The organism is Chryseobacterium indologenes (assembly GCF_018362995.1).
Lineage (GTDB): Bacteria > Bacteroidota > Bacteroidia > Flavobacteriales > Weeksellaceae > Chryseobacterium > Chryseobacterium indologenes_G.
The window spans coordinates 4,279,149-4,298,973 of the sequence record NZ_CP074372.1; the positions used below are offsets into that span (position 1 = coordinate 4,279,149).

Annotated in this window: 17 protein-coding genes; 6 read left to right on the forward strand and 11 right to left on the reverse strand. The window is 35.2% G+C overall.

All coding sequences use genetic code 11. The features are described from left to right. Window positions 1-3: 3 nt before the first annotated feature. The 3 genes from DYR29_RS19485 to DYR29_RS19495 are packed head-to-tail and all read right to left on the reverse strand — an operon-like array spanning window position 4 to window position 3,983. Window positions 4-2,268, reverse strand: a complete 2,265-nt coding sequence (locus DYR29_RS19485; protein ID WP_213278153.1) for a T9SS type A sorting domain-containing protein — start codon at window positions 2,266-2,268, stop codon at window positions 4-6. Window positions 2,269-2,277: 9 nt separating this feature from the next. Beyond that, entirely contained in the window at window positions 2,278-3,225 is a 948-nt protein-coding gene (locus DYR29_RS19490) for a bifunctional metallophosphatase/5'-nucleotidase (RefSeq protein ID WP_213278154.1), read from the reverse strand. Continuing rightward, a complete protein-coding gene (locus tag DYR29_RS19495) occupies window positions 3,225-3,983 on the reverse strand; it encodes a 5'-nucleotidase C-terminal domain-containing protein (protein WP_213278155.1) in 759 nt (252 codons plus the stop codon). The genes DYR29_RS19490 and DYR29_RS19495 overlap by 1 nt, the downstream gene beginning before the upstream one ends. A gap of 107 nt (window positions 3,984-4,090) precedes the next feature. On the opposite strand from DYR29_RS19495, the gene dapA reads away from it, so the two are divergent. From dapA to DYR29_RS19515, 4 genes are all read left to right on the forward strand, one after another. Continuing rightward, a complete protein-coding gene (gene dapA / locus DYR29_RS19500; protein WP_213278156.1) occupies window positions 4,091-4,963 on the forward strand; it encodes a 4-hydroxy-tetrahydrodipicolinate synthase in 873 nt (290 codons plus the stop codon). A gap of 112 nt (window positions 4,964-5,075) precedes the next feature. Beyond that, window positions 5,076-5,579 (forward strand): GNAT family N-acetyltransferase, encoded by a 504-nt coding sequence (locus DYR29_RS19505; protein ID WP_213278157.1) that lies wholly within the window; start codon window positions 5,076-5,078, stop codon window positions 5,577-5,579. 295 nt (window positions 5,580-5,874) lie between these two features. Then, a complete protein-coding gene (locus tag DYR29_RS19510; protein WP_047424159.1) occupies window positions 5,875-6,456 on the forward strand; it encodes a helix-turn-helix domain-containing protein in 582 nt (193 codons plus the stop codon). Further along, window positions 6,449-6,895, forward strand: a complete 447-nt coding sequence (locus DYR29_RS19515; RefSeq protein WP_213278158.1) for a response regulator — start codon at window positions 6,449-6,451, stop codon at window positions 6,893-6,895. Before DYR29_RS19510 ends, DYR29_RS19515 begins: the two co-directional genes overlap by 8 nt. Before the next feature lie 612 nt (window positions 6,896-7,507). Here the strand turns inward: DYR29_RS19515 and recG are convergent. From recG to DYR29_RS19545, 7 genes are all read right to left on the reverse strand, one after another. Continuing rightward, window positions 7,508-9,595: an ATP-dependent DNA helicase RecG gene (gene recG / locus DYR29_RS19520; RefSeq protein ID WP_213278159.1), complete on the reverse strand. Its 2,088-nt coding sequence runs from the start codon at window positions 9,593-9,595 to the stop codon at window positions 7,508-7,510. A 159-nt stretch (window positions 9,596-9,754) separates the two neighbouring features. Next, window positions 9,755-10,288: a thioredoxin family protein gene (locus DYR29_RS19525; protein WP_213278160.1), complete on the reverse strand. Its 534-nt coding sequence runs from the start codon at window positions 10,286-10,288 to the stop codon at window positions 9,755-9,757. A 40-nt stretch (window positions 10,289-10,328) separates the two neighbouring features. After that, window positions 10,329-11,840: a peptide MFS transporter gene (locus tag DYR29_RS19530; protein ID WP_213278161.1), complete on the reverse strand. Its 1,512-nt coding sequence runs from the start codon at window positions 11,838-11,840 to the stop codon at window positions 10,329-10,331. Between the two features lie 23 nt (window positions 11,841-11,863). Then, complete coding sequence (locus DYR29_RS22945; protein ID WP_262904091.1) at window positions 11,864-11,992, reverse strand: hypothetical protein; 129 nt, start codon at window positions 11,990-11,992, stop codon at window positions 11,864-11,866. Between the two features lie 12 nt (window positions 11,993-12,004). Further along, window positions 12,005-12,409 carry a DUF1016 N-terminal domain-containing protein gene (locus DYR29_RS19535; RefSeq protein ID WP_249413541.1) on the reverse strand — a complete coding sequence of 135 codons (405 nt, stop codon included), beginning with the start codon at window positions 12,407-12,409 and terminating at the stop codon, window positions 12,005-12,007. A gap of 59 nt (window positions 12,410-12,468) precedes the next feature. Then, entirely contained in the window at window positions 12,469-14,223 is a 1,755-nt protein-coding gene (locus tag DYR29_RS19540) for a peptide MFS transporter (RefSeq protein WP_213278162.1), read from the reverse strand. Window positions 14,224-14,355: 132 nt separating this feature from the next. Beyond that, the gene (locus DYR29_RS19545; RefSeq protein ID WP_213278163.1) at window positions 14,356-16,011 is read right to left on the reverse strand and encodes a peptide MFS transporter; all 1,656 of its coding nucleotides are present in this window, start codon (window positions 16,009-16,011) and stop codon (window positions 14,356-14,358) included. Between the two features lie 142 nt (window positions 16,012-16,153). On the opposite strand from DYR29_RS19545, the gene DYR29_RS19550 reads away from it, so the two are divergent. Beyond that, window positions 16,154-16,978, forward strand: coding sequence for a GLPGLI family protein (locus DYR29_RS19550; RefSeq protein WP_213278164.1), 825 nt, complete (start codon window positions 16,154-16,156; stop codon window positions 16,976-16,978). Window positions 16,979-17,033: 55 nt separating this feature from the next. Here DYR29_RS19550 and DYR29_RS19555 read toward each other — a convergent pair whose 3' ends face one another. Further along, complete coding sequence (locus DYR29_RS19555; protein WP_213278165.1) at window positions 17,034-19,163, reverse strand: S9 family peptidase; 2,130 nt, start codon at window positions 19,161-19,163, stop codon at window positions 17,034-17,036. A 181-nt stretch (window positions 19,164-19,344) separates the two neighbouring features. On the opposite strand from DYR29_RS19555, the gene DYR29_RS19560 reads away from it, so the two are divergent. Further along, on the forward strand, window positions 19,345-19,818 hold the full coding sequence (locus tag DYR29_RS19560) for a hypothetical protein (RefSeq protein WP_213278166.1): 474 nt from the start codon (window positions 19,345-19,347) through the stop codon (window positions 19,816-19,818). Window positions 19,819-19,825: the final 7 nt, after the last annotated feature.

A 19,825-nucleotide genomic window follows, 5' to 3' on the forward strand; every position in this document is an offset into this window, starting at 1 on the left:
TAATTAATTGACTACTCCTATTTTGGCTGTAGCTTTATCAGATCCATCCTCATTGGTCATCAGAACAAAATACATTCCTGATGCTACTCTTACCCCTTTCTGATTATTAAGATCCCATTCATAATAACCTCCTCTTGCTATTGCAGAGTGTACTACATTTCCCGCGGCATCTACAATTCTTATATTGGTTTTTTCTGCAAGGCCTTTAAGCGTAACTTTTCCTTTAAAATTAGAATACACAACAGGGTTAGGATATACTACAACATCCCCGAAATTAGACGTTACATCTGCAACATCACCCTGATATGTTACAATACCATTATACGTTACGAAATATACTTTTCCGGTTTTCTTATCAACTTTTATATCTGTAACACTATTAGTAGGAAGAGGTGAATTTTCTTTAGTAAAATGTTTTATTGTTTTCTGACCATCAGCAGAAAGGTAATATACACCACCGCCATCAATGGAAACCCACTTGTAATTTCCTTCATCTACTGCAATCTGGAGAATAGCTGATTCTCTGAAAAGCTCTTCACCCAGTCCGTTTTGTTCTATGACTATAGGTTCTACCTCAGGCTGTGGGGTTTTTATTTCAGACGTAGCGTTAGACATAATCCTTAAACCTCCATCTGTACCGATCCATGCATCTCCGGACTTATCAAATGCTACAGATAAGATTCCTCCTGAACTGTTAAATCCATTAGCAGAACCCAGAATATAATCTGAATCATCAGAAAGGTTGGTTGCATTTTTATAGTCATATACCCAAAAGTTATTAGATCTCGGCAGTGGAGTCCATAACATATTTTCATGATAAACAGTCTTTTGGATACCATCACTGGCAAGAACTATTTTCTTTATAAGAAAGTCATCAGAGGCTTTATCATAGATTCCTATGGAAGGGTTTCCGTCATTAAATCCAAAAGAAACAAAAAGGTTGTTCTGAGTATCTGTTGCAAAACCTACAGGACGTCTGAGGTATGGCTGTGCCCCCAGATTATAATATTTTACCAGTTCAAAATCTTTGCTTGTTGCATTGTATTTCATTTTATACACCCCGTTATCCAGCATTGTATAATTGGTAAAGAGAACTTCATTACTGTTATAAGGACTTATGATAGCATCCAACACATTGATGAAGATTGGGCGGTTGGGATTACTTTTATTAAAGAATGAAGGATAAATCCAATCTGTCCCGTTGAAATAGTAAAATCCAGGTTCTTGCGGCTGAATAAACGGATGGTTATAGTTATTTGCTCTGGCACCAGAAGAAACCAGAAGCTGATTATTATCAAAAAGATTAATATTATAGGCAAAATTGAAGTAAGGACCTGATGGTTTAAAAGTATTGTTACTTTCATCCTTGATCCCTGATAATACAGTTCCTCCAAAGATTTTTCCACCAGCTGTTATGGCAGTGTTGCATTCCTCTCCAAGGCTTACCGCATTTTGTGATACTCCATTGATTCCGTAGGTATATACCCGGTTGTCAGTAACAATAATATTATTTGATGTGATAACGAGGTCACGGATATTTTCGAAACTTGTAGGAAGTTGTGTAGGAGTACCGTTGTTATAAAAATAAGCCGCTGTTGCGGATGAATATACCAGCTCAGATTCTGAGTCTATATGTTTGAATGCGCCTGGAGCTTCCGTAGTCCATGTAGAATATACCGGGAAGGTAGTATTCATTTGATGGCTTTTCAATCCGGTATCTGTTACAGAATATACTTTATTCCCGAATATGGTGGCTTCATTACTTGCCTGATAAACACCACCAGTAAGAAAAAATGCAGAATCACCAAATTCTTTATTCTGAAGGTTAAATATAGAAACTCCATACCCAACAGAAATGACAGCCTGGTTTCCGGTTATAGAAATATGATTGATTTTTTTATTTCCGTTATAGCCGGCAGCAATAGGAATATCAACAATATATTTGATTTCCTGCGGAGTGATAACGTCCATGGAGCCGTTTTCATACCCAATAAGCCCTGTTTTAGTCTGTGGGTTGTAATCGAAGGCTGTTATACCAATATTATGCAGACCATTAGCTTTGGACAACTTCGTAATTTCTCCTGTTGATATTGTATAATAGAATATTCCGTTTTCTGTAGCTGCAATGATTTTCCCATTGTCTTCTTTCATAGCTAAGACTTTGTTGTAGGAAAATAAATCTGCCCATTTTTTTGAAGAAATGACCTGCGCTTTTGTAAACTGCAGGGATGCTAAAATACCAAGAGAAATTATAGAGAGTTTTTTCATATTATGCGGTTATGCTATGCTGCTGTCTATTGCCTGATTGTTCCAGGAAATATGCTGTACGTTTTTGTTTGTATCAAAATAAAAATCTATTCTACCCAAAAGAAGACCTGCCCATCCTACCTGATTGACAAGGACATTTTTGCCCTGTCTGTTGGTATAAGATTGAGGTTCCGGTAAAAATGTATGCGTATGGCCTCCCAGAATAATATCAATATTTTCTGTGCTGGCCGCTAAAATTTTATCACTTATTTTATTCGGTTCATCTTTATAATCATAACCGATGTGTGAAAGACAAATCACAAGATCACATTTCTGATCTTTTTTAAGAAAATTGGAATAATGCTGTGCTACATCCACCGGATCGGAATAAACGGTTTCCCCATACTGTTTTTTACCTACAAGGCCGTCCAGCTGAATTCCCACCCCGAAAATTCCTACTTTGATTCCATTTTTGTTGAAAATCTTATAAGGGGAAATCTTCCCGTCAAGAATTGTATTTTTAAAATCATAATTGGAACAGATAAAAGGAAACTTCGCATTGGGAAGTACTTTTAAAAATCCATCAAGACCATTATCAAAATCATGATTCCCCATGGTAGAGGCATCATATTTCATCATGGACATTAATTTAAACTCCAGTTCTCCTCCGAAGAAATTGAAATAAGGAGTTCCCTGGAAAATATCTCCTGAATCAAGAAGCAGTACATTGCTTTCCTGATTTCTGATCTGCTGAATTAAGCTCGCCCTTCTTGCAAAACCTCCCTGATTAGGATTCTTTGTATAGCTTGCATCGAAAGGTTCAATTCTGCTATGCTGGTCATTGGTATGAAGGATAGTCAGTTTATTTGCGGATTTTAAATCAAGAATTTTCAACTCTTCCGCCATCATCATATTGGGAGCTAAAGCCATTGCCAAAGATCCGCCTCCTATTGCTTTTAAAAAACTTTTTCTATCCATTACTTCTTCCCGATAAAATTTAAACGAACATCTGAATTTACTACAACTTCAGGAGTTTTCTTAAAATAATCAATAAACAGATCTCTCATTTTAATTCCTGTTGAGATAGATTCTCCTTTTGCAAAGAATTTCATATTGTCTCCTCCCAGTGCAAGATAGTCTGAAGTGGCAATATAATAATCTTTAGCAGGATCTACTGTTTTTCCGTTGATTAAAGATTTGATTACCTGCCCGTTATTGGTCTCAATATACAAGTGAGAAACAGGATTGTTGACCTGCGTTTTTGCATAATACTCAAAAAGCCCCTGTAAATCTGCTCCTTTCATTTTCACAATTACCACCTCATTTTCAAAAGGCATTACTTCAAATACATTTTTGAGTAAGATATCTCCCTTTCCGATAGTGGTACGGATTCCCCCGATATTGATCAAGGCTGCATCTACATTTTGCTTAAGATGAGTTTTTATCCATTCATTACCTCCTTCAAACGTATAGTCAGCTAAAAGATTACCCAGATTGCTGTTATCGCCCTGCTTGGTAAGATCTACATTGGTATGAGAGATCTTCTGGTTCATTTCTTTATCCAGTTTTTGCTTATAAGGTTCAATAAATTTTGCAAGCTCCTCATCATTTTTCAGCTCATTATTAATAGAAATATTTTTCTGGGTCTTTACATCCGCAAGTTGCAGCGTAGAAGCTGTTTTGCATGCTGTAAAGGTCGCCAGGGCAATTCCTATTAACAAGAATTTATTTTTCATAATATCTTTTAGTATATGCAAATATAACTATATGTATAATAAAACATTATTATTTATTACAAATTCTTACTGTAAATTATTAAATTTGACAAAAATAATTCTAACAGATGAGCATTTTAAAAGGAGTAGGTGTTGCATTGGTAACGCCCTTTAATGAAGATTTATCCGTTGACTTCGACAGTTTAACAAAACTAGTGGAGTACAATATCGAAAACGGAACCAATTATTTGGTAGTATTGGGTACTACGGCAGAAGCCGCAACGCTTTCTGCAGAAGAGAAGAAACAGGTAATTGAGCACATCATTAAGGTGAATAATAAACGTCTTCCTCTAGTTTTAGGGATTGGCGGCAACGATACTCTTGACGTCAAGAAACAGATTGAAGAAGCAGATCTTTCTGCATTTGAAGCAGTACTTTCAGTATCTCCTTATTACAATAAACCGAACCAGGAAGGTCTTTACCAGCACTATAAAATGTTAGCTTCCACAGGAAAAAATATTATTATTTATAATGTTCCTTCAAGAACCGGGCAAAACGTAGAAGCAGATACTACGCTTCGTCTTGCCAAAGAATTCCCTAATTTATTCCTGATTAAGGAGGCTTCACCTAATATTTTACAGTATTTTGATATTCTTAGAAAGAAACCTGAAGGCTTTTCATTGGTTTCCGGGGATGACGAATATACATTACCGGTAACACTGGCAGGAGGAGATGGTGTGATTTCAGTAATAGGACAAGCATATCCTAAAGAATTCTCTACCATGGTACAGCTGGCTTTTGAAGGAAAAGTGAAAGAAGCTTACGCAATTCACAATAAGCTGGTTGATATTACGCGTTTGATTTTTGCAGAAGGAAACCCTTGCGGTATTAAAGTAATACTTGCTGAAAAAGGGATTATTAAAAACTTCTTAAGACTTCCTTTGGTTGCTGCTTCAGAAGGTCTTCATGCCAAAATTAAAGCTGAAATGGCAAACATTTAATAATGAATTGAATTTTATATTACTTTAAAATTCAGCAGTTCATTTTGAAAAATATAAAGGGTGGAAAGTTTAGGCTTTTCACTTTTTTTAATCATAATAATATAATAAAATCATGAAATTAAGACAGGCAACAGCTGCAGATATTCCTTTAATTCAGGATCTGGCACGGAGATCATGGGAAAATGCCTATGCAGACATTCTTTCGACAGAACAGATGGAATTTATGCTTTCCGAAATGTATTCTGAAACAGAAATTCTGAATCACCTTCAGAATTCTCATTACCATTACTATCTTATTCAGGATGAGAATAATGATTCTTACGAAGGTTTTATCGGATATGAAAATCATTATGAAGAAAAAACAACTAAGCTGCACCGTATTTATCTGGTTCCGGAGAGTAAAGGAAAAGGATTCGGCAAAAAAGCACTTCAGTTTCTGCATGAGAAAGTTTCTGAGAATGGAAATGAAAGAATTATTTTGAATGTGAACAAAAATAATTCTGCCCGAAGCTTCTATGAGTCCCAAGGATACAGGGTTTATGGAGAGGGAGTTTTCGATATCGGGAACGGGTTTGTGATGGATGATTATATGATGGAATTTCTAATTCACTCATGATTGACTTAAAATTTTGTAACTTTATCCTGTAATTCTATAACAAGTGACTTCTTTTTTTGAATGATCTTTGCTTCAGAACCAAATCACTTATAACAATACATTCATATGCTTGGTTTTGAGCTGACACAGCTTTTTATCAGTATATTTTTTTCATCCTTAGTGTTTAAATTCCTGTATTCTTAAATACAGGAGTTTTTGCGTCTATATAGCAAAAATAAAAAATTTACACCTATTTCACTTTTAAATGAAATAAATTGTTATATTTACTAAATAAAACAGGCTTATATATACTAGGATGAAAATGTATGTTAAATTTGATTTCAATGCCCTTTGCAAAAAGGTATTGGACGAAAAGCTCAAAGAACACGGGCTGAAGTACAGGTTGCTGAACTTCGGTGAAGTGGAATTTTATGAGCCCCTCACAAAAGAACAGCACAGTCTTTTTAAGCAAAATCTTGAAGATTATGGCATAGAAATCATAGAAAGCCAGAAGACTGCACTGGTGCAGAAAATAAAAGATGCTATCGTAGAACTGGTCTTTTCTGATGAGATCATACCGGTAAAAGCATCCATCTATATTTCTGAGAAACTGAATCACAGCTATGGATATCTTTCCAACCTATTTTCTGAAGTTGCTTATACCTCTATTGAGAACTTTATTATTCTGCAAAAGATAGAGCACGCAAAAGCCCTGATCATAAGAAACAAACAAAGCCTTACAGAAATAGCCCATAAGCTGAACTACTCCAGTGTGGCACATCTGAGTACCCAGTTTAAAAATACAACGGGAATCACGCCCTCCCAGTTTCAAAAGATTATTGGAAAGAGAAGAAGAGCTCAAAGCACGGTAATAAACCCTAAAATGCAGTATGAATAAAGAATTTCTGAACGTAATAGTAGCAGATAACGATGAAAACACCTTGATTTTCTTTAAAAATATTTTGAAAGAGCTGAAAATCTCTATAAAAGTTCAATGCTTCTCTAACGGTAAAGATATGATGCTGTATCTGAATAATAATGATGCCGTAGTTCCGGAAATTGTTTTCATAAAATACATTATCCCTGGAAAAGACAGTATGGAATGCCTGGAAGAAATTGAAGCCAATTCAAAATTCAATAACATGGTTACCGCCATTTTTTCGGAACCGATTCCGGAAAATGAAATTGAAGATATTTTTGTAAAAGGAGCTAATATTTTCATGAAAAAACCTGAGTCTTTTGAGGCTCTGAAAAAGGTGCTTACAGAAATTATTACAATCAATTGGCAGTATCATACTTCAGGATTGAATAAAGATCATTTTATTCTGAAAGTGTGATGAATAAATGTTTTATTAATTTTATATTAAGAAAATATTAATCATATTTAATGCATACTATTCACAAATAAGTGAAAATTTTATAACTAATACTTAAAATAATATAAAAAGGATCTGAATTAATATACTGACATTTGTAAAAGTAATCTGAGACACAAATTTCATTATAAAGTAGAAGATACAGATGAATGAGAAGTAATTGTTTCTAAAAACAAAAATTATATAAATCACGATGTTAGTTAACAAAATGAATTATACTAGTTTTTCCAATTTTAAAGCACAGAAGATCTTTAAACAAAACGGTACAATCATGAAAACTCAAAAGTAGTTGGAGATATTTTTATTCGTTTCATTCCCTCATCTCCACCGAAACTCAGTTAGTTTTTATAATAAGCAAGTTGGAAAAAAATAATTCATTTTGTTTTTCATAATTTGTTTTAATAGTTAAGGTTTTAGCTTATCAAATAATATTGTTATATAGATATTTTCACACCACATCACAAAATATTAAGCCTTAACTATTAAAATGAATTTTTTGGATATCCAAAAAGTAATTTCTTCTAAATAACAGTTTTATAAGGGGGCCGCAGGAAGTATTTTTCTGCGGTTTTTTTATGAAATTTTACTCCATTTGTTTTTTCCTTTATAATATCTGATATAATAGTTTTTAATGATCAGATTATCAGGCCTGGACAGCATTGGATCAGCTTCCAGAATTTTTTCTACCGTATTTTTTGTTGTTTTGATGATCGCCGAATCATTGATCAGGTCTAATCTCTTAAAATCTACCACACCACTTTGCTGGGTACCCAGAATATCTCCAGGACCCCGAAGCTGCATATCCACTTCAGAAATTTTAAAGCCGTCATTGGTTTCAGTCATTGTCTTAATACGCGTTCTGCTTTCTTTCGACAATTTATCCGATGTCATCAGGATACAGTAACTCTGTTCAGCACCTCTTCCTACACGTCCTCTCAGCTGATGGAGTTGTGAAAGGCCAAACCTTTCTGAACTTTCAATAACCATTACGGAAGCATTAGGGACATTTACCCCGACTTCAATTACGGTAGTTGCCACCATAATTTCAGCTTTTCCCGAAGCAAAATAAGCCATTGCGGCATCCTTTTCATCCGGCTTCATTTTCCCGTGAAGCATGGTCACATTGTACTCTGAGAAATAATCCATGACATGTTCCAAACCTTCCACCAGATTTTTGTAATCTAAGGTTTCAGATTCCTCAATAAGCGGATATACAAAATAGACCTGTCTGCCTTTCTTAATTTCATCTTTACAGAAATTATAGACATAAAGTCTGTCTTTTTCACGTCTGTGAGCAGTAATGATGGGTTTTCTTCCCACAGGCATTTCATCAATCACGGAAACATCCAGATCAGAATAAAAGCTCATCGCAAGCGTCCTTGGAATAGGAGTAGCGGTCATCACCAGAATATGGGGCGGAATTTTATTTTTGGCCCAAAGCTTAGCCCGCTGGGCAACTCCGAATCTATGCTGCTCATCAATAATTGCGAGTCCTAGATTTTTAAATTTAACCTTATCTTCCAAAACAGCATGGGTTCCTACTAGGATTGAAAGGGTACCATTTTCCAGTTCTTCATGGATAATTCTCCTTTCTGCTGCTTTGCTTGATCCGGTCAGAATGCGGATATTGATTCCTGTCTTTTCTAACAGTTCTTTAATACCATTATAATGCTGTTGGGCAAGAATTTCCGTGGGAGCCATCAAACAGCTCTGAAAACCGTTGTCCATAGCAATAAGCATGGTTAACAAGGCCACCATTGTTTTCCCTGATCCTACATCTCCCTGTAAAAGCCTGTTCATCTGAATTGGCCTTTTCATATCAATCCGTATTTCCTTTAATACTCTTTTCTGTGCATTGGTAAGCTCAAAGGGAAGGTGGTTTTCATAGAAATCATTAAAATGATCTCCAATAATTGGGAAAGGATTACCATAAGCCTGTGTTTTATGGTGAAGTTTTTTCAAACCATATCCTAATTGAAAAAAGAATGATTCTTCAAATTTTAATCTGTAATCAGCCTTATCAAAATGCTCTTTATCCTTTGGAAAATGAACATTCAGGAAAGCGTGCTGTCTTGACATGAATTTAAAGGTTTTCATCAGGTACTCCGGGAAATTTTCTTCAATAAGACTCGGAATTTCTTTGCAGATATTTCTCAATGCATTCTGAAAAAACCTTTGACTTAATCCTCTTTTAGTCAGTTTTTCTGAACTCGGATAAATAGGTTTAAGTCTTGTATCTCCTTCTTTATTTTCCTCAGCTTCTATTTCAGGATGCGGCATAGAAAACTGACGGTTGAAAACATTAATTTTCCCGAAAATATAAACCTCTTTATTAATAGGAAGCTGCTCTTTCAGCCATTTTGAATACTGGAACCATACCAGATCCATACTGCCCGTTTCATCATTGAATTTCGCAGATAATCTTTTAGTCTTCCCGGTCTGGATTTCCTGAACATGAGTGATTCTTCCCCTTAATTGTATTTCCTGGCTGCTTTCTTCCTGAAGCTGAGAAACTGTATAAATTTTACTTTTATCCAGATAGCGGATTGGGTAGAAGTTCAGCATATCTTCAACAGTGGTTAGGCCCAATACACTTTTAATGAGTTTAGCTCTTTCCGGACCTATTCCTTTTACGTATTCTATGGAGGTTTCGAGATTCATTTTCAGATTTCAGGATGCGGAGTTTTGAATTTTTTGATCCTTATTTTTTGACAAAAGAAATAAAGGTTCGAATTTCGGTAAAATTAAAAAGACTTCCAAAAAAATTGGAAGTCCGTATGGTGATTTTTTAGAATTAAATCCGGAAATCGGGATCTCTAATTAATCTTTGATTTTAGGTTTGAACTTTTTCTGGTAATCTTCCCATTGTTCTCTGGTTTTAATCTTTTTGAACAAATCTTTTGAGATCAGTTCCAAATAGGGTTCCAGTTCCTTGGCAGATAATTCTCCCTGAAGAATGGTAATAGGATCTCCATGTTCATCCAGAAATACAGTACTCGGAACAGCACCTACATTCATATACTGTGTAAATTCATGAAGTGAATTTTTTCCTTTTCTGTGTTCAGTATTGGGATTTGAAAATGTTCTTCCAAAGATATCAATACTCTTTTTTTCTTCTGCATTAAACTTTACAGGATAATAATTCTCGTTCAGGTTTTGAGCAATCACAGGATGTCCATAAGTTTTTTTGTCCATGATTTTACATGGGCCGCACCAGTCTGCATAAAAATCAATAAGTATTTTTTTGGGATTTTCCTTTTGAGCTTTTAAGGCTTCCTCAATGGTCATCCACTTTACCTGGGCAAAACTAAAATTTAATAAAAGTAAGAGAACTATGCTTAAAATTTTCTTCATATTGTGATATTTAGGTAAAAATAAGCATAATTACTTATTTCTATTTTACATCTTGCATTAATTTTTTCACGTACGGAGATATCAAAATTAATACCACTCCGGCAATTACCGCGTATAATCCCAATTGTTTATATCCATCAGTATAAGTGATCAAAGCATCATAGTTGGTAGACCCTTTCTTTGAGGTAGCGAGACTGGCTCCGATAATCCCTGCAACATACTGCCCATAAGCGGAAGCAAGAAACCACATTCCCATCATCATTCCCTGAAGATTTTTAGTAGAAAGCTTCGTCATAATAGACAATCCGATAGGAGAGAGGCACAATTCTCCAAGGGTAATGATTAATAATGCCAGGGTAAAGAAGTTCAATGAAGTAATTCCCTGAAGGTCTGCAAATAATCGGGTAGCAAACAGAACATAATATCCTAATCCTAAGAAAATAAATCCTAATCCGAATTTAATAATAGTATTAGGTTCAATTTTTCTCTTATTAAGCCAGATCCAAAGAAGTCCGATCAATGGAGCAAGGAAAATAATAAAGAAAGCTCCTCCTGAATTATTCACACCATTCGGGTCTAATCCAAAAAGATCTTTATTAAGGTTTTTAGCGGCAAAAATGCTTAAGGAACCTCCGCTTTGTTCGTAAATTCCCCAGAATATGATTGAAAATATAATGAAAACGAGTGCTGCCCAAAGCTTTTTACGTTCTGAAGCAGTTACTTTAGACATTTCATAGAATAAATAGATTAAGGTTAATGGCCCGATTGTCCACATAAAATAATCCGTATATTCTGTTTTAGCAACCATTGTCATAATGATAGGTACAAAAACCAATGACAAAACATATACTCCGTATTCTTTCCATTTTGGAATTGGAGCTGCCTTTGTTTCTGCTAAAGGATGTCCGGGCTGTAAACCGATAGTACCTAATGTTCTTTGTGTAAATACAAAGTTAATCAAGCTGACCACCATTACTATTGAAGCTAATCCGAAAGCAATATGCCATCTCATTTCTTCTGCAATAACATTACTTAGGAATTCTCCTTTACCAATAGCAATACATAAATAGCCGCCTAATAATGCTCCAAGATTAATTCCCGCATAAAAAAGCGAAAAGCCTGCATCAGCTCTTGAATCATTAGGCTTATAAAGTTGTCCCACCATAGATGAGATATTAGGTTTGAAGAAACCTGTCCCTACTACGGTGAATGCTATTCCGAGGAAAAAGAATTTATGGGGATCTGTAGCCAAAATTAAACTTCCTACGATCATCAGTAGACCTCCCCAGAACAGAGATTTTCTGAATCCTAAAATTTTATCGGCAAAAAGTCCGCCTACAAAAGTAAAGGCATATACGAAGGCCTGAGTAGCACCATATTGAAGGTTGGCTTCTTTTTCATGGAAATTAAGCTGTGAGATCATAAAGAAGACCAGCATTCCACGCATTCCGTAGAAACAGAAACGTTCCCACATTTCAGAGAAAAAAAGGCTCCAGATCTGTCTGGGATATTTTCCTTTGAAATCTTGTATTTCATCTAAAGTTAAGCTCATAATGATATATGATTAAGTTCTAATTAAGGGTTTTTATCTTTCTGATCCAGTTCAAAACGAATTCTGTCCTGGTCAATAATTTGTTTTAATTCTTCTTCTTTTGGGAGGTACAGCAGGTATTTGCTGGCAAATAAATTGTTTTTATCATTCAAAATGGAAATTGATTAATCTCTGTAATTCCAGTTAATTTGAACAGATTCGTTGATGTAATAATTTATTTTATCAGTGTGGTCAAGCTTTATCAAGAGTCTATAGTGGGTCCAGCTTAATTCGTGACGCAATGCGTCACATATCGGAAATATATGATAGAAGGACCTCATATTTCTTAGGTTGCTTTCATCAAACCTCTTTCCAAATTCTAAGGTAAGCTTCTGTGAAAGTTTTTTAAGCGTATATTTTCCATATTCTGCACGTTCTTTTCCCTGTTGTTTGTCTTCAACAATAAGTTTTCCAATCTGCCCGTAGGTAAGCAGTAGAGTAGAATTCGCTATCCGAAACACCTTTTCGCGCGACTGTCTAATGATTTCCTTTACGGATTGGAATAAAGAATCTTCGGAAATTTCCATCATACGAAAATAAAAAAAACCTCTGACTTAGCAGAGGTTTTATTCATATTTTGTTAATGCAGCTAGTTTACACCATGCATCATTTTCTTTAAGATAGGTGAAATTAAACCTAAAATTACAGATGCAATACCACAAAGTACTACGAATACCATGAAGAATTCAAATAGATTGTGAATTTCAAATCCTACAAAAGTAGGGTTGTGTAATGGAAGCTGAGCTTTATCAAAAGCAGCTACCTGATCTGCAGTTAAAGTTACTTTTTTATCTAATACATCCTGAAGATTTACTCCTATCTCTTCAGCTTTTTTAAACTTATCACCTGTTGCAGGGATAAGTGCTCCTAATGAACCAGCTAATGCATAACCAGCAGCGTTAGAAATGAAGAATACACCATATAATAATGAAGCAAATCTTTTTGGAGCCAGTTTACCAACCAATGATAAACCGATTGGAGAAAGACAAAGCTCACCACAAGTCTGGATGAAGTATAAAAGCATTAACCATTTGATTGCTAATAATCCTGAGTTTCCAAGATCTTTTACATTGTGTGCAATGATGAAATAAGAAAGAGCAATTAATGCCAATCCCATTGCTTGTTTGAACGGAGACACAGGCTCTTTTCCCTTTGCTCTCAGTTTATCCCAACACAAACTGAAAGGAACAGCCAAAAGAACTACGAAAATTCCGTTGAAAATCTGAACCATTGAAGGTGGCATATTCCATCCGAAAATGTTTCTGTCCGTCTGGTTATCTGCAATAAATGTTAATGAAGATCCAGCCTGTTCAAAAGCTGCCCAGAAAAAGATAATGAAGAATGAAACGATATAGATTACCCAGATTCTTTGTCTTTCAACCTTGTTTTCTGCAGAAGACATAATCAGGAAGGCAAGGGAAATACCTGCGGCATAGATGAATGGGTAGATAATTCCTTTAATCATTTGTCCCATTTCTACTGAGTTGAATCCAAGTTCTCCTACCAATAAGTATCTGAATACGAAGAATAGAGCAACAAATATAGCTACAGTAATTCCTAAGAATGTACCTGAGAATTTTGCTGTTTGAGTTTCTCCCTCCTCGAAATCTGCACTTGTATTGTTTTTTGGTAATCCTCCGATAGGTCTTCCTTCCGGAGTAACTACATATTTGTTTTTAAGGATAAAGAATGTTATTGTTCCGATTACCATCGCAATAGAAGCAGCTAAGAATCCCCATTTGAAAGCGAAGATATCTCTCACTCCGGTCGCAGCATCTTTTACGTCTCCTACGTATGGACAGATAAACTGACCTAAGAATGCTCCGATGTTGATCCCCATATAGAAAATGGTGAAAGCTGAATCCAGTTTAGACTTTTCCTGTTTTGGATAAAGACTCCCTACCATTGAGGAAATATTCGGTTTGAAGAATCCATTACCGAAAATGATAACGAATAATGCCAGCCACATAATCAGTTTAGCACTTCCAATGTCTGCTGAAAAAGTTGAAGCACTGATAAATAATAAGAACTGGCCAATAGCCATCAACGATCCACCAATGATGATCGCGAATCTGTTTCCGATATATTTATCAGCAATAAATCCTCCCAAAAGAGGTGTTAAATAACATAACGCTAGAAATCCACCATAGATGATTGCCGCATCAGCTTCTTTTATTAATAAGGAATTTACCATGAAGAGCGTCAAAAGTGCTCTCATCCCATAAAAGTTGAAACGCTCCCACATTTCTGTTCCGAAAAGAACCCATAATCCTTTAGGATGCCTGGAATTCTTATTCTCTACAAATTCATCCGGTTTCGGACTCAATGCTTCAATATTATCCATTTCTATTGTTAATTTTTGTTAAGACTGACAAATATAGTTTATTTTGGGTTTTTGGCAAGTTTTTAATTTTATTTTTAAATAAAAAAGCTGCGGAACTATTCCGCAGCTTGCTAATCTTTATAATATCAATGATTAATGTCCTTTTTCCTTCATAATTTTGTTCAATCTTTTTAACATAGAAAGACCCAAAAGTGTAGCAAATATTAACAAACCAAAGTTGACAAGGAAATAATTCGTCTTGTTTTCGTAATTATACCAGGTACTTGCTAGGATTCCTGAAAGTTTATTTCCCACAGAGTTGGCCAGGAAAAATCCTCCCATCATCAATGCAGTAATCCTTGCAGGGGAAAGTTTTGAAACGAATGAAAGTCCCATTGGGGATAAACATAACTCCCCGATGGTAATTACCCCGTAGCTGGCAACAAGCCATAAAGGAGACACTTTTACAGCTCCGTTATCGCCGGCCATAACTGCTAAAACCATCACCAGACAGGAAAGTCCGGAAATAAATAATCCTAAAACAATCTTAGTAGGAGTTAGAGGTTCTTTTCCTTTTCTTCTCAACAATGCCCAGAACCCAACAATCACTGGAGTCAATGCTATAACCCAGAACGGATTGATAGACTGGAATAATTCTGTATTGTACAGATAAACTTTATTTTCAGGATTTTTCTCAAGGGTAGCGCGCTGTTCAGGAGATATATTTTTAAAATAAACATCTTTGCCCATTTCTTTCTTTGTGTCTCCTTTGTCATCCTTTTGAGATCTGAACTGGTTGTCATACACCGGAGTTTCTTTGTTTTCATAGCTCTTACCTTCCACCATATAAATACCTTCCAATGGCTTTTCAAGAGAAGCAGGAACACTTCTGTCCGTATAATAATTCGCCCATCGAGTTAAAGCTGTCCCATTCTGTTTGAATACAGCCCAGAAGAACATACTGATCAGGAATACAGAAAGTAATGCTCCGATAGAGGCTTTTTCATCGGGTTTAGCCTTAAAGTAAAGAGAGGCATAGAAGTAAATAACAGGTATACATGCAAAAATAAAGGCATCTGTACTGTCACTTCCAAAAATATTGTTAGGAACAAACCAGCCTATTACTCCGGCGATAATGGCAGGAACAAAAACTTTAAGCATAATTTCCGAAAGCTTGGTATCTCCTTCCTGTACAGGTTTCATCTGTGCAGCATGGATATAATGCTTTCTTCCGATGGTAAAAATTACCATACCGATAAGCATTCCCACTCCGGCAGTGATGAAAGCCTCACCCCAGCCAAATTTATTACGCATAAATGCAGCAATGATGTTACAGATAAATGCTCCGATATTGATTCCCATATAGAAAATATTATATCCGGAGTCTTTATTCGCTTTATAAGGTTCTTCAGAATAAAGGTTTCCTAATAATGTTGAGATCGTCGGCTTAAAGAAACCATTTCCTATGATAATTAATGCCAGTGAAGCATAAAACAGAGGTAAATCTTTAAATACTCCCATTCCTATATATCCGGCAGCCATTAAAAAACCTCCCAGATAGATAGATTTAATATATCCTAAAACTCTGTCTGCCAGGAATCCACCAATGAAGGGAGTCAGATAAGTTAAGGCAATATAAGTTCCGAAAATGTCATCAGCAGTTTTATCCGGAAGTCCAAGTCCGCCTTTCATACCAGTAGGCTCAATAACATACAGAACAAAGATTCCAAGAATCAGGTAATACCCGAAACGCTCCCACATCTCTGTGAAAAAGAGGAAGGGCAGCCCTTTAGGATGTTTAGTCTTCATATATTCAATTTTCAAATTTCCCAAAAATAAGTTTTTAATTTTAATTGATAAAATAAATAATACTTGCCTAAATGATTAATGAAATAAATATAAAATCGCTTTGACTGAAGCATAAAGTTTTTTAAATTGACCCAATTAAACTATGAAAAAGCTATTATTTTTATTATTGGGAACATTTGTTTGTTTTTCTCAAAGCAACAGGTTTGTGTATGATGTTGTATCTAAGAAAGATTCCACCTCAAATAATCTTATTAAAGAAAATTTTAATCTGGATATTTCTAAAGATGAAATGAAATATTATAATAGAATATACTATATCAATGATTCAATATTTGCGACTAAAAATCAATATGGATTTAAAGGATATAAACAGACTTCATTTCTGATTAAAAAAAATAACAGTAATGAATACCAAAACTATGAATATATAGGTGATGTTAATTTTTATAAAGTAGATGGAAAGGCAGAGCAGAACTGGAAAATTTCGGATAGTACCAAAACATTTGGGGGCTATCAAGTTCAAAAAGCTGTAACGGAGTTTGGAGGAAGAAGCTGGGTGGCATGGTTTTCCAAAGATATTCCGATTCCTTATGGGCCTTATAAATTCAATGGTTTACCTGGACTTATTATGGAATTGTATGATGCTAAAAAAGACTATCAATTCAAAGTTATTAAAAGCGAAAAAATTACAGAGGATTATAAACAGGTTTCATTAGAAAATTCCATTTCCAGAGCAATTCCTGTTAATCAGGCTAAGCTGGACAAACTAAAATTAGAACTATATGAAAGTCCTTTCAAATATATATTGAATGGAAGACTTGTTTTGACTGAAGGAAAAAAACTGGAACTCGAAGATGGTAACATTCTCACCAAAGAACAGTTGAAACCTGCTGAGGCCAATGAAAGAAAAAAAATAAAGTCTTTTAATAATCCAATAGAACTGGATAAAGCTGTAAAATATCCTTAAATAAAAAACCCTTTCAAACTTTTGAAAGGGTTTTTTATTAGATATAATATACTGTTTATAAATTATTCAAGATGAAATCTGTCATTTTCTGATACAACTGAGGTCTTGTCTGTCCACCATAGATTCCGTGGTTTTTATCCGGATAAGCCATGAAATCAAACTGTTTTTTGTTTTGAATCAAAGCTTCAGAAAATTCCATAGAGTTCTGGAAGTGAACGTTGTCATCAGCAGTTCCGTGAATTAACAAAAATTTACCTTTCAATAAGTTTGTATATTCTGTAGGAGAGTTTTTGTCATATCCATCAGGGTTTTCCTGAGGCGTTCTCATAAATCTTTCTGTGTATACAGAGTCATAATATCTCCAGTTGGTTACCGGTGCTACAGCAATTCCCATTTTGAAAACATCTGCTCCTTTAGTCATTGCCAGACTGGTCATATACCCACCGAAGCTCCATCCGAACATTCCGATTCTGCTTTTGTCAATATAAGATTGGTTTCCAAACCACTTAGCTGCAGTGATTTGATCTTCAATCTCATATTTTCCTAAGTTCATATACGTTACTTTCTTGTATTTTGCTCCTTTGTAACCCGTTCCACGACCGTCTACACAAGCTACAATATATCCTTTTTGTACAAGATGGTTGAACCACATTGCATTTCCGTTATCCCATGAGTTGGCAACCTGCTGAGAGCCAGGTCCGGAATATTGGAACATGAATAAAGGGTATTTTTTATTCGGATCAAAGTTTTTAGGTTTCATAATCCAGGCATTCATCTGATCGCCTACCGCATTGGGAATAGTGATGAATTCTTTTTCAACAAAATTATCGGTTTTTAATTTCTGTAACTGATCATTGTTGTTCTGAAGCTCTTTTACCGCTTTTCCGTTTCCGTCTTTTAAGACATAAGTGTAAGGCTTTGCGGCTGTAGAAGAGGTCTCAATGAAATAATTATAGTTTTTGCTGAAATTGGCAGAGTTGTTTCCTTCTGCATTGGAGATCAGCTGAGATTTTCCGTTTTCAATATTTACTTTGGAAACTACCTTATTGATGCTTCCTTTTTCAGTAGTCTGAACGTAAATTTCTTTTGATTTTGGATTGAATCCATAATAATCTGTTACTTCCCAGTTTCCTTTTGTGATCTGCTTTTTAAGCTTACCATCTTTGTCATACCAGTAAAGGTGGCGGTTTCCGTCCCTCTCAGAAGCCCAAAGGAATGAATCATCTTCAAGGAATTCAAGGGTAGGACTGTCAGTATCGATCCATTTATCATCCGTCTCAGTAAATAATTTCTGAACTGCACCTGTTTTGGTGTTTACTTTTAAAATATCTGAAGCATTCTGAATTCTCTCAGAAGTAATTAAAACAATTTCATCCGGTTTTGCAGTCTGGAATACATTCGGGATGTAATAATTCTTGAAAGAACCTAAGTTCAGCTGCATTGTTTTCCCGTTATCCAGACGGTAAAGCTGTGCAGAAACAACAGAATTTTTCTCACCTGCTTTTGGATATTTATAGCGCATTTCGGCCGGGTAAAGACTTTTTCTGTAGATAGGAATATAGATTTCCGGTACTTGTCCTTCGTCAGACTTTACAAATACAATAGCATCAGAATTTTTGGTCCACTCATACTGTCTTGCATGTCCGAATTCTTCCTCATAAACCCAATCTGCCAAACCATTCAGTATTGAATTCTTTTTACCATCCGTAGTAATCTGCGTGATTTTTCCCGAAGCAAGATCCTGATAGAACAAGTTGTTGTCAGAAATGAATGCAACTTTTGTTGCATCCGGTGAAAATGTAGGCTCCTGAACTGTTTTACCTTCATTAAGACTGATTACTTTTCCGGATTTTAAATCTTTTACCTCAAATTTTCCCAGGAAAGAATGTCTGTAAATAGGCTGGCTGGCTGTCTGCAAAAGGATTTTAGACTCATCATCAGAAAAAATATAGCTTTCAAACTTTCCGTCCACAAGATTTCCTTCTTTTTGTGAAGTTTTATAAGAATATTTTGCAATTCCAGTTGGTTCAATCACAAGATAATTTTCACCGTTTTTCATGGAGGTGATTCCTGCGATTCCTTTTCCACGGTAATATCCTGAATATATTTTATCTAAAGTAATTTCCTGTGCTGATACATTTTGGAATACAGCAGCAATGGTAAGTGTTAATAGGAGTTTTTTCATTTTCAATTTTAATGATTCCAAATTTAATAATTCTTACTTATATAACCATATAAAATGCAAAATCAGGATTTGATACTCTTTTTTGTACTATAATAATATTCAATAATGAAATTTTTGAAAAAAGGCAATTTGGCAAAAGAATTGAATATATAATAACTGTAAATCAAATCAAATGATAATTATGGAAACGAATGCATACAACCAGAAACTGAACCGTTATGTATTAAACGATCAGATTGTTTATACAGGTTTTTCCAGTTTTAATGACGCCGAAGAATGCGCACATAAAAAAGGAGGAACATTGGTAGAAGTAGTGTTTAGAGACGGGAATGATAATCCCGAAATTACGGATGAAGCAGGTTTGATAGAGAAAAAACTTCATTACCACGTGGATGCAGGCGATGAATACAAATTTATTCATTCCTCAGATCCCGGATTCAGAAAATATGCGGATGAACTGCAGAAAATTAAAGCAAGAAATGACAAAACCAGCCCGGATGAACGGTATTTTGCCAATTTTGAAATTGAAAATATAGAAGACCCGATCATTGTGATCAAAAATGATCATTTTGAATCGGTAACATCGAGAGAGCGTTCAAAGTATTTGAAACATGCCTGCGTTTATGAAATAGGGGTTTCCCTGCCAAAAACTTAAAAAAATC

Bases quoted from the DNA above. Each gene is read 5' to 3' on its own strand.
- DYR29_RS19485 (WP_213278153.1), bottom strand. From the start codon at position 2,268: ATGAAAAAACTCTCTATAATTTCTCTTGGTATTTTAGCATCCCTGCAG.
- DYR29_RS19490 (WP_213278154.1), bottom strand. From the start codon at position 3,225: ATGGATAGAAAAAGTTTTTTAAAAGCAATAGGAGGCGGATCTTTGGCA.
- DYR29_RS19495 (WP_213278155.1), bottom strand. From the start codon at position 3,983: ATGAAAAATAAATTCTTGTTAATAGGAATTGCCCTGGCGACCTTTACA.
- dapA (WP_213278156.1), top strand. From the start codon at position 4,091: ATGAGCATTTTAAAAGGAGTAGGTGTTGCATTGGTAACGCCCTTTAAT.
- DYR29_RS19505 (WP_213278157.1), top strand. From the start codon at position 5,076: ATGAAATTAAGACAGGCAACAGCTGCAGATATTCCTTTAATTCAGGAT.
- DYR29_RS19510 (WP_047424159.1), top strand. From the start codon at position 5,875: ATGAAAATGTATGTTAAATTTGATTTCAATGCCCTTTGCAAAAAGGTA.
- DYR29_RS19515 (WP_213278158.1), top strand. From the start codon at position 6,449: ATGAATAAAGAATTTCTGAACGTAATAGTAGCAGATAACGATGAAAAC.
- recG (WP_213278159.1), bottom strand. From the start codon at position 9,595: ATGAATCTCGAAACCTCCATAGAATACGTAAAAGGAATAGGTCCGGAA.
- DYR29_RS19525 (WP_213278160.1), bottom strand. From the start codon at position 10,288: ATGAAGAAAATTTTAAGCATAGTTCTCTTACTTTTATTAAATTTTAGT.
- DYR29_RS19530 (WP_213278161.1), bottom strand. From the start codon at position 11,840: ATGAGCTTAACTTTAGATGAAATACAAGATTTCAAAGGAAAATATCCC.
- DYR29_RS19535 (WP_249413541.1), bottom strand. From the start codon at position 12,409: ATGATGGAAATTTCCGAAGATTCTTTATTCCAATCCGTAAAGGAAATC.
- DYR29_RS19540 (WP_213278162.1), bottom strand. From the start codon at position 14,223: ATGGATAATATTGAAGCATTGAGTCCGAAACCGGATGAATTTGTAGAG.
- DYR29_RS19545 (WP_213278163.1), bottom strand. From the start codon at position 16,011: ATGAAGACTAAACATCCTAAAGGGCTGCCCTTCCTCTTTTTCACAGAG.
- DYR29_RS19550 (WP_213278164.1), top strand. From the start codon at position 16,154: ATGAAAAAGCTATTATTTTTATTATTGGGAACATTTGTTTGTTTTTCT.
- DYR29_RS19555 (WP_213278165.1), bottom strand. From the start codon at position 19,163: ATGAAAAAACTCCTATTAACACTTACCATTGCTGCTGTATTCCAAAAT.
- DYR29_RS19560 (WP_213278166.1), top strand. From the start codon at position 19,345: ATGGAAACGAATGCATACAACCAGAAACTGAACCGTTATGTATTAAAC.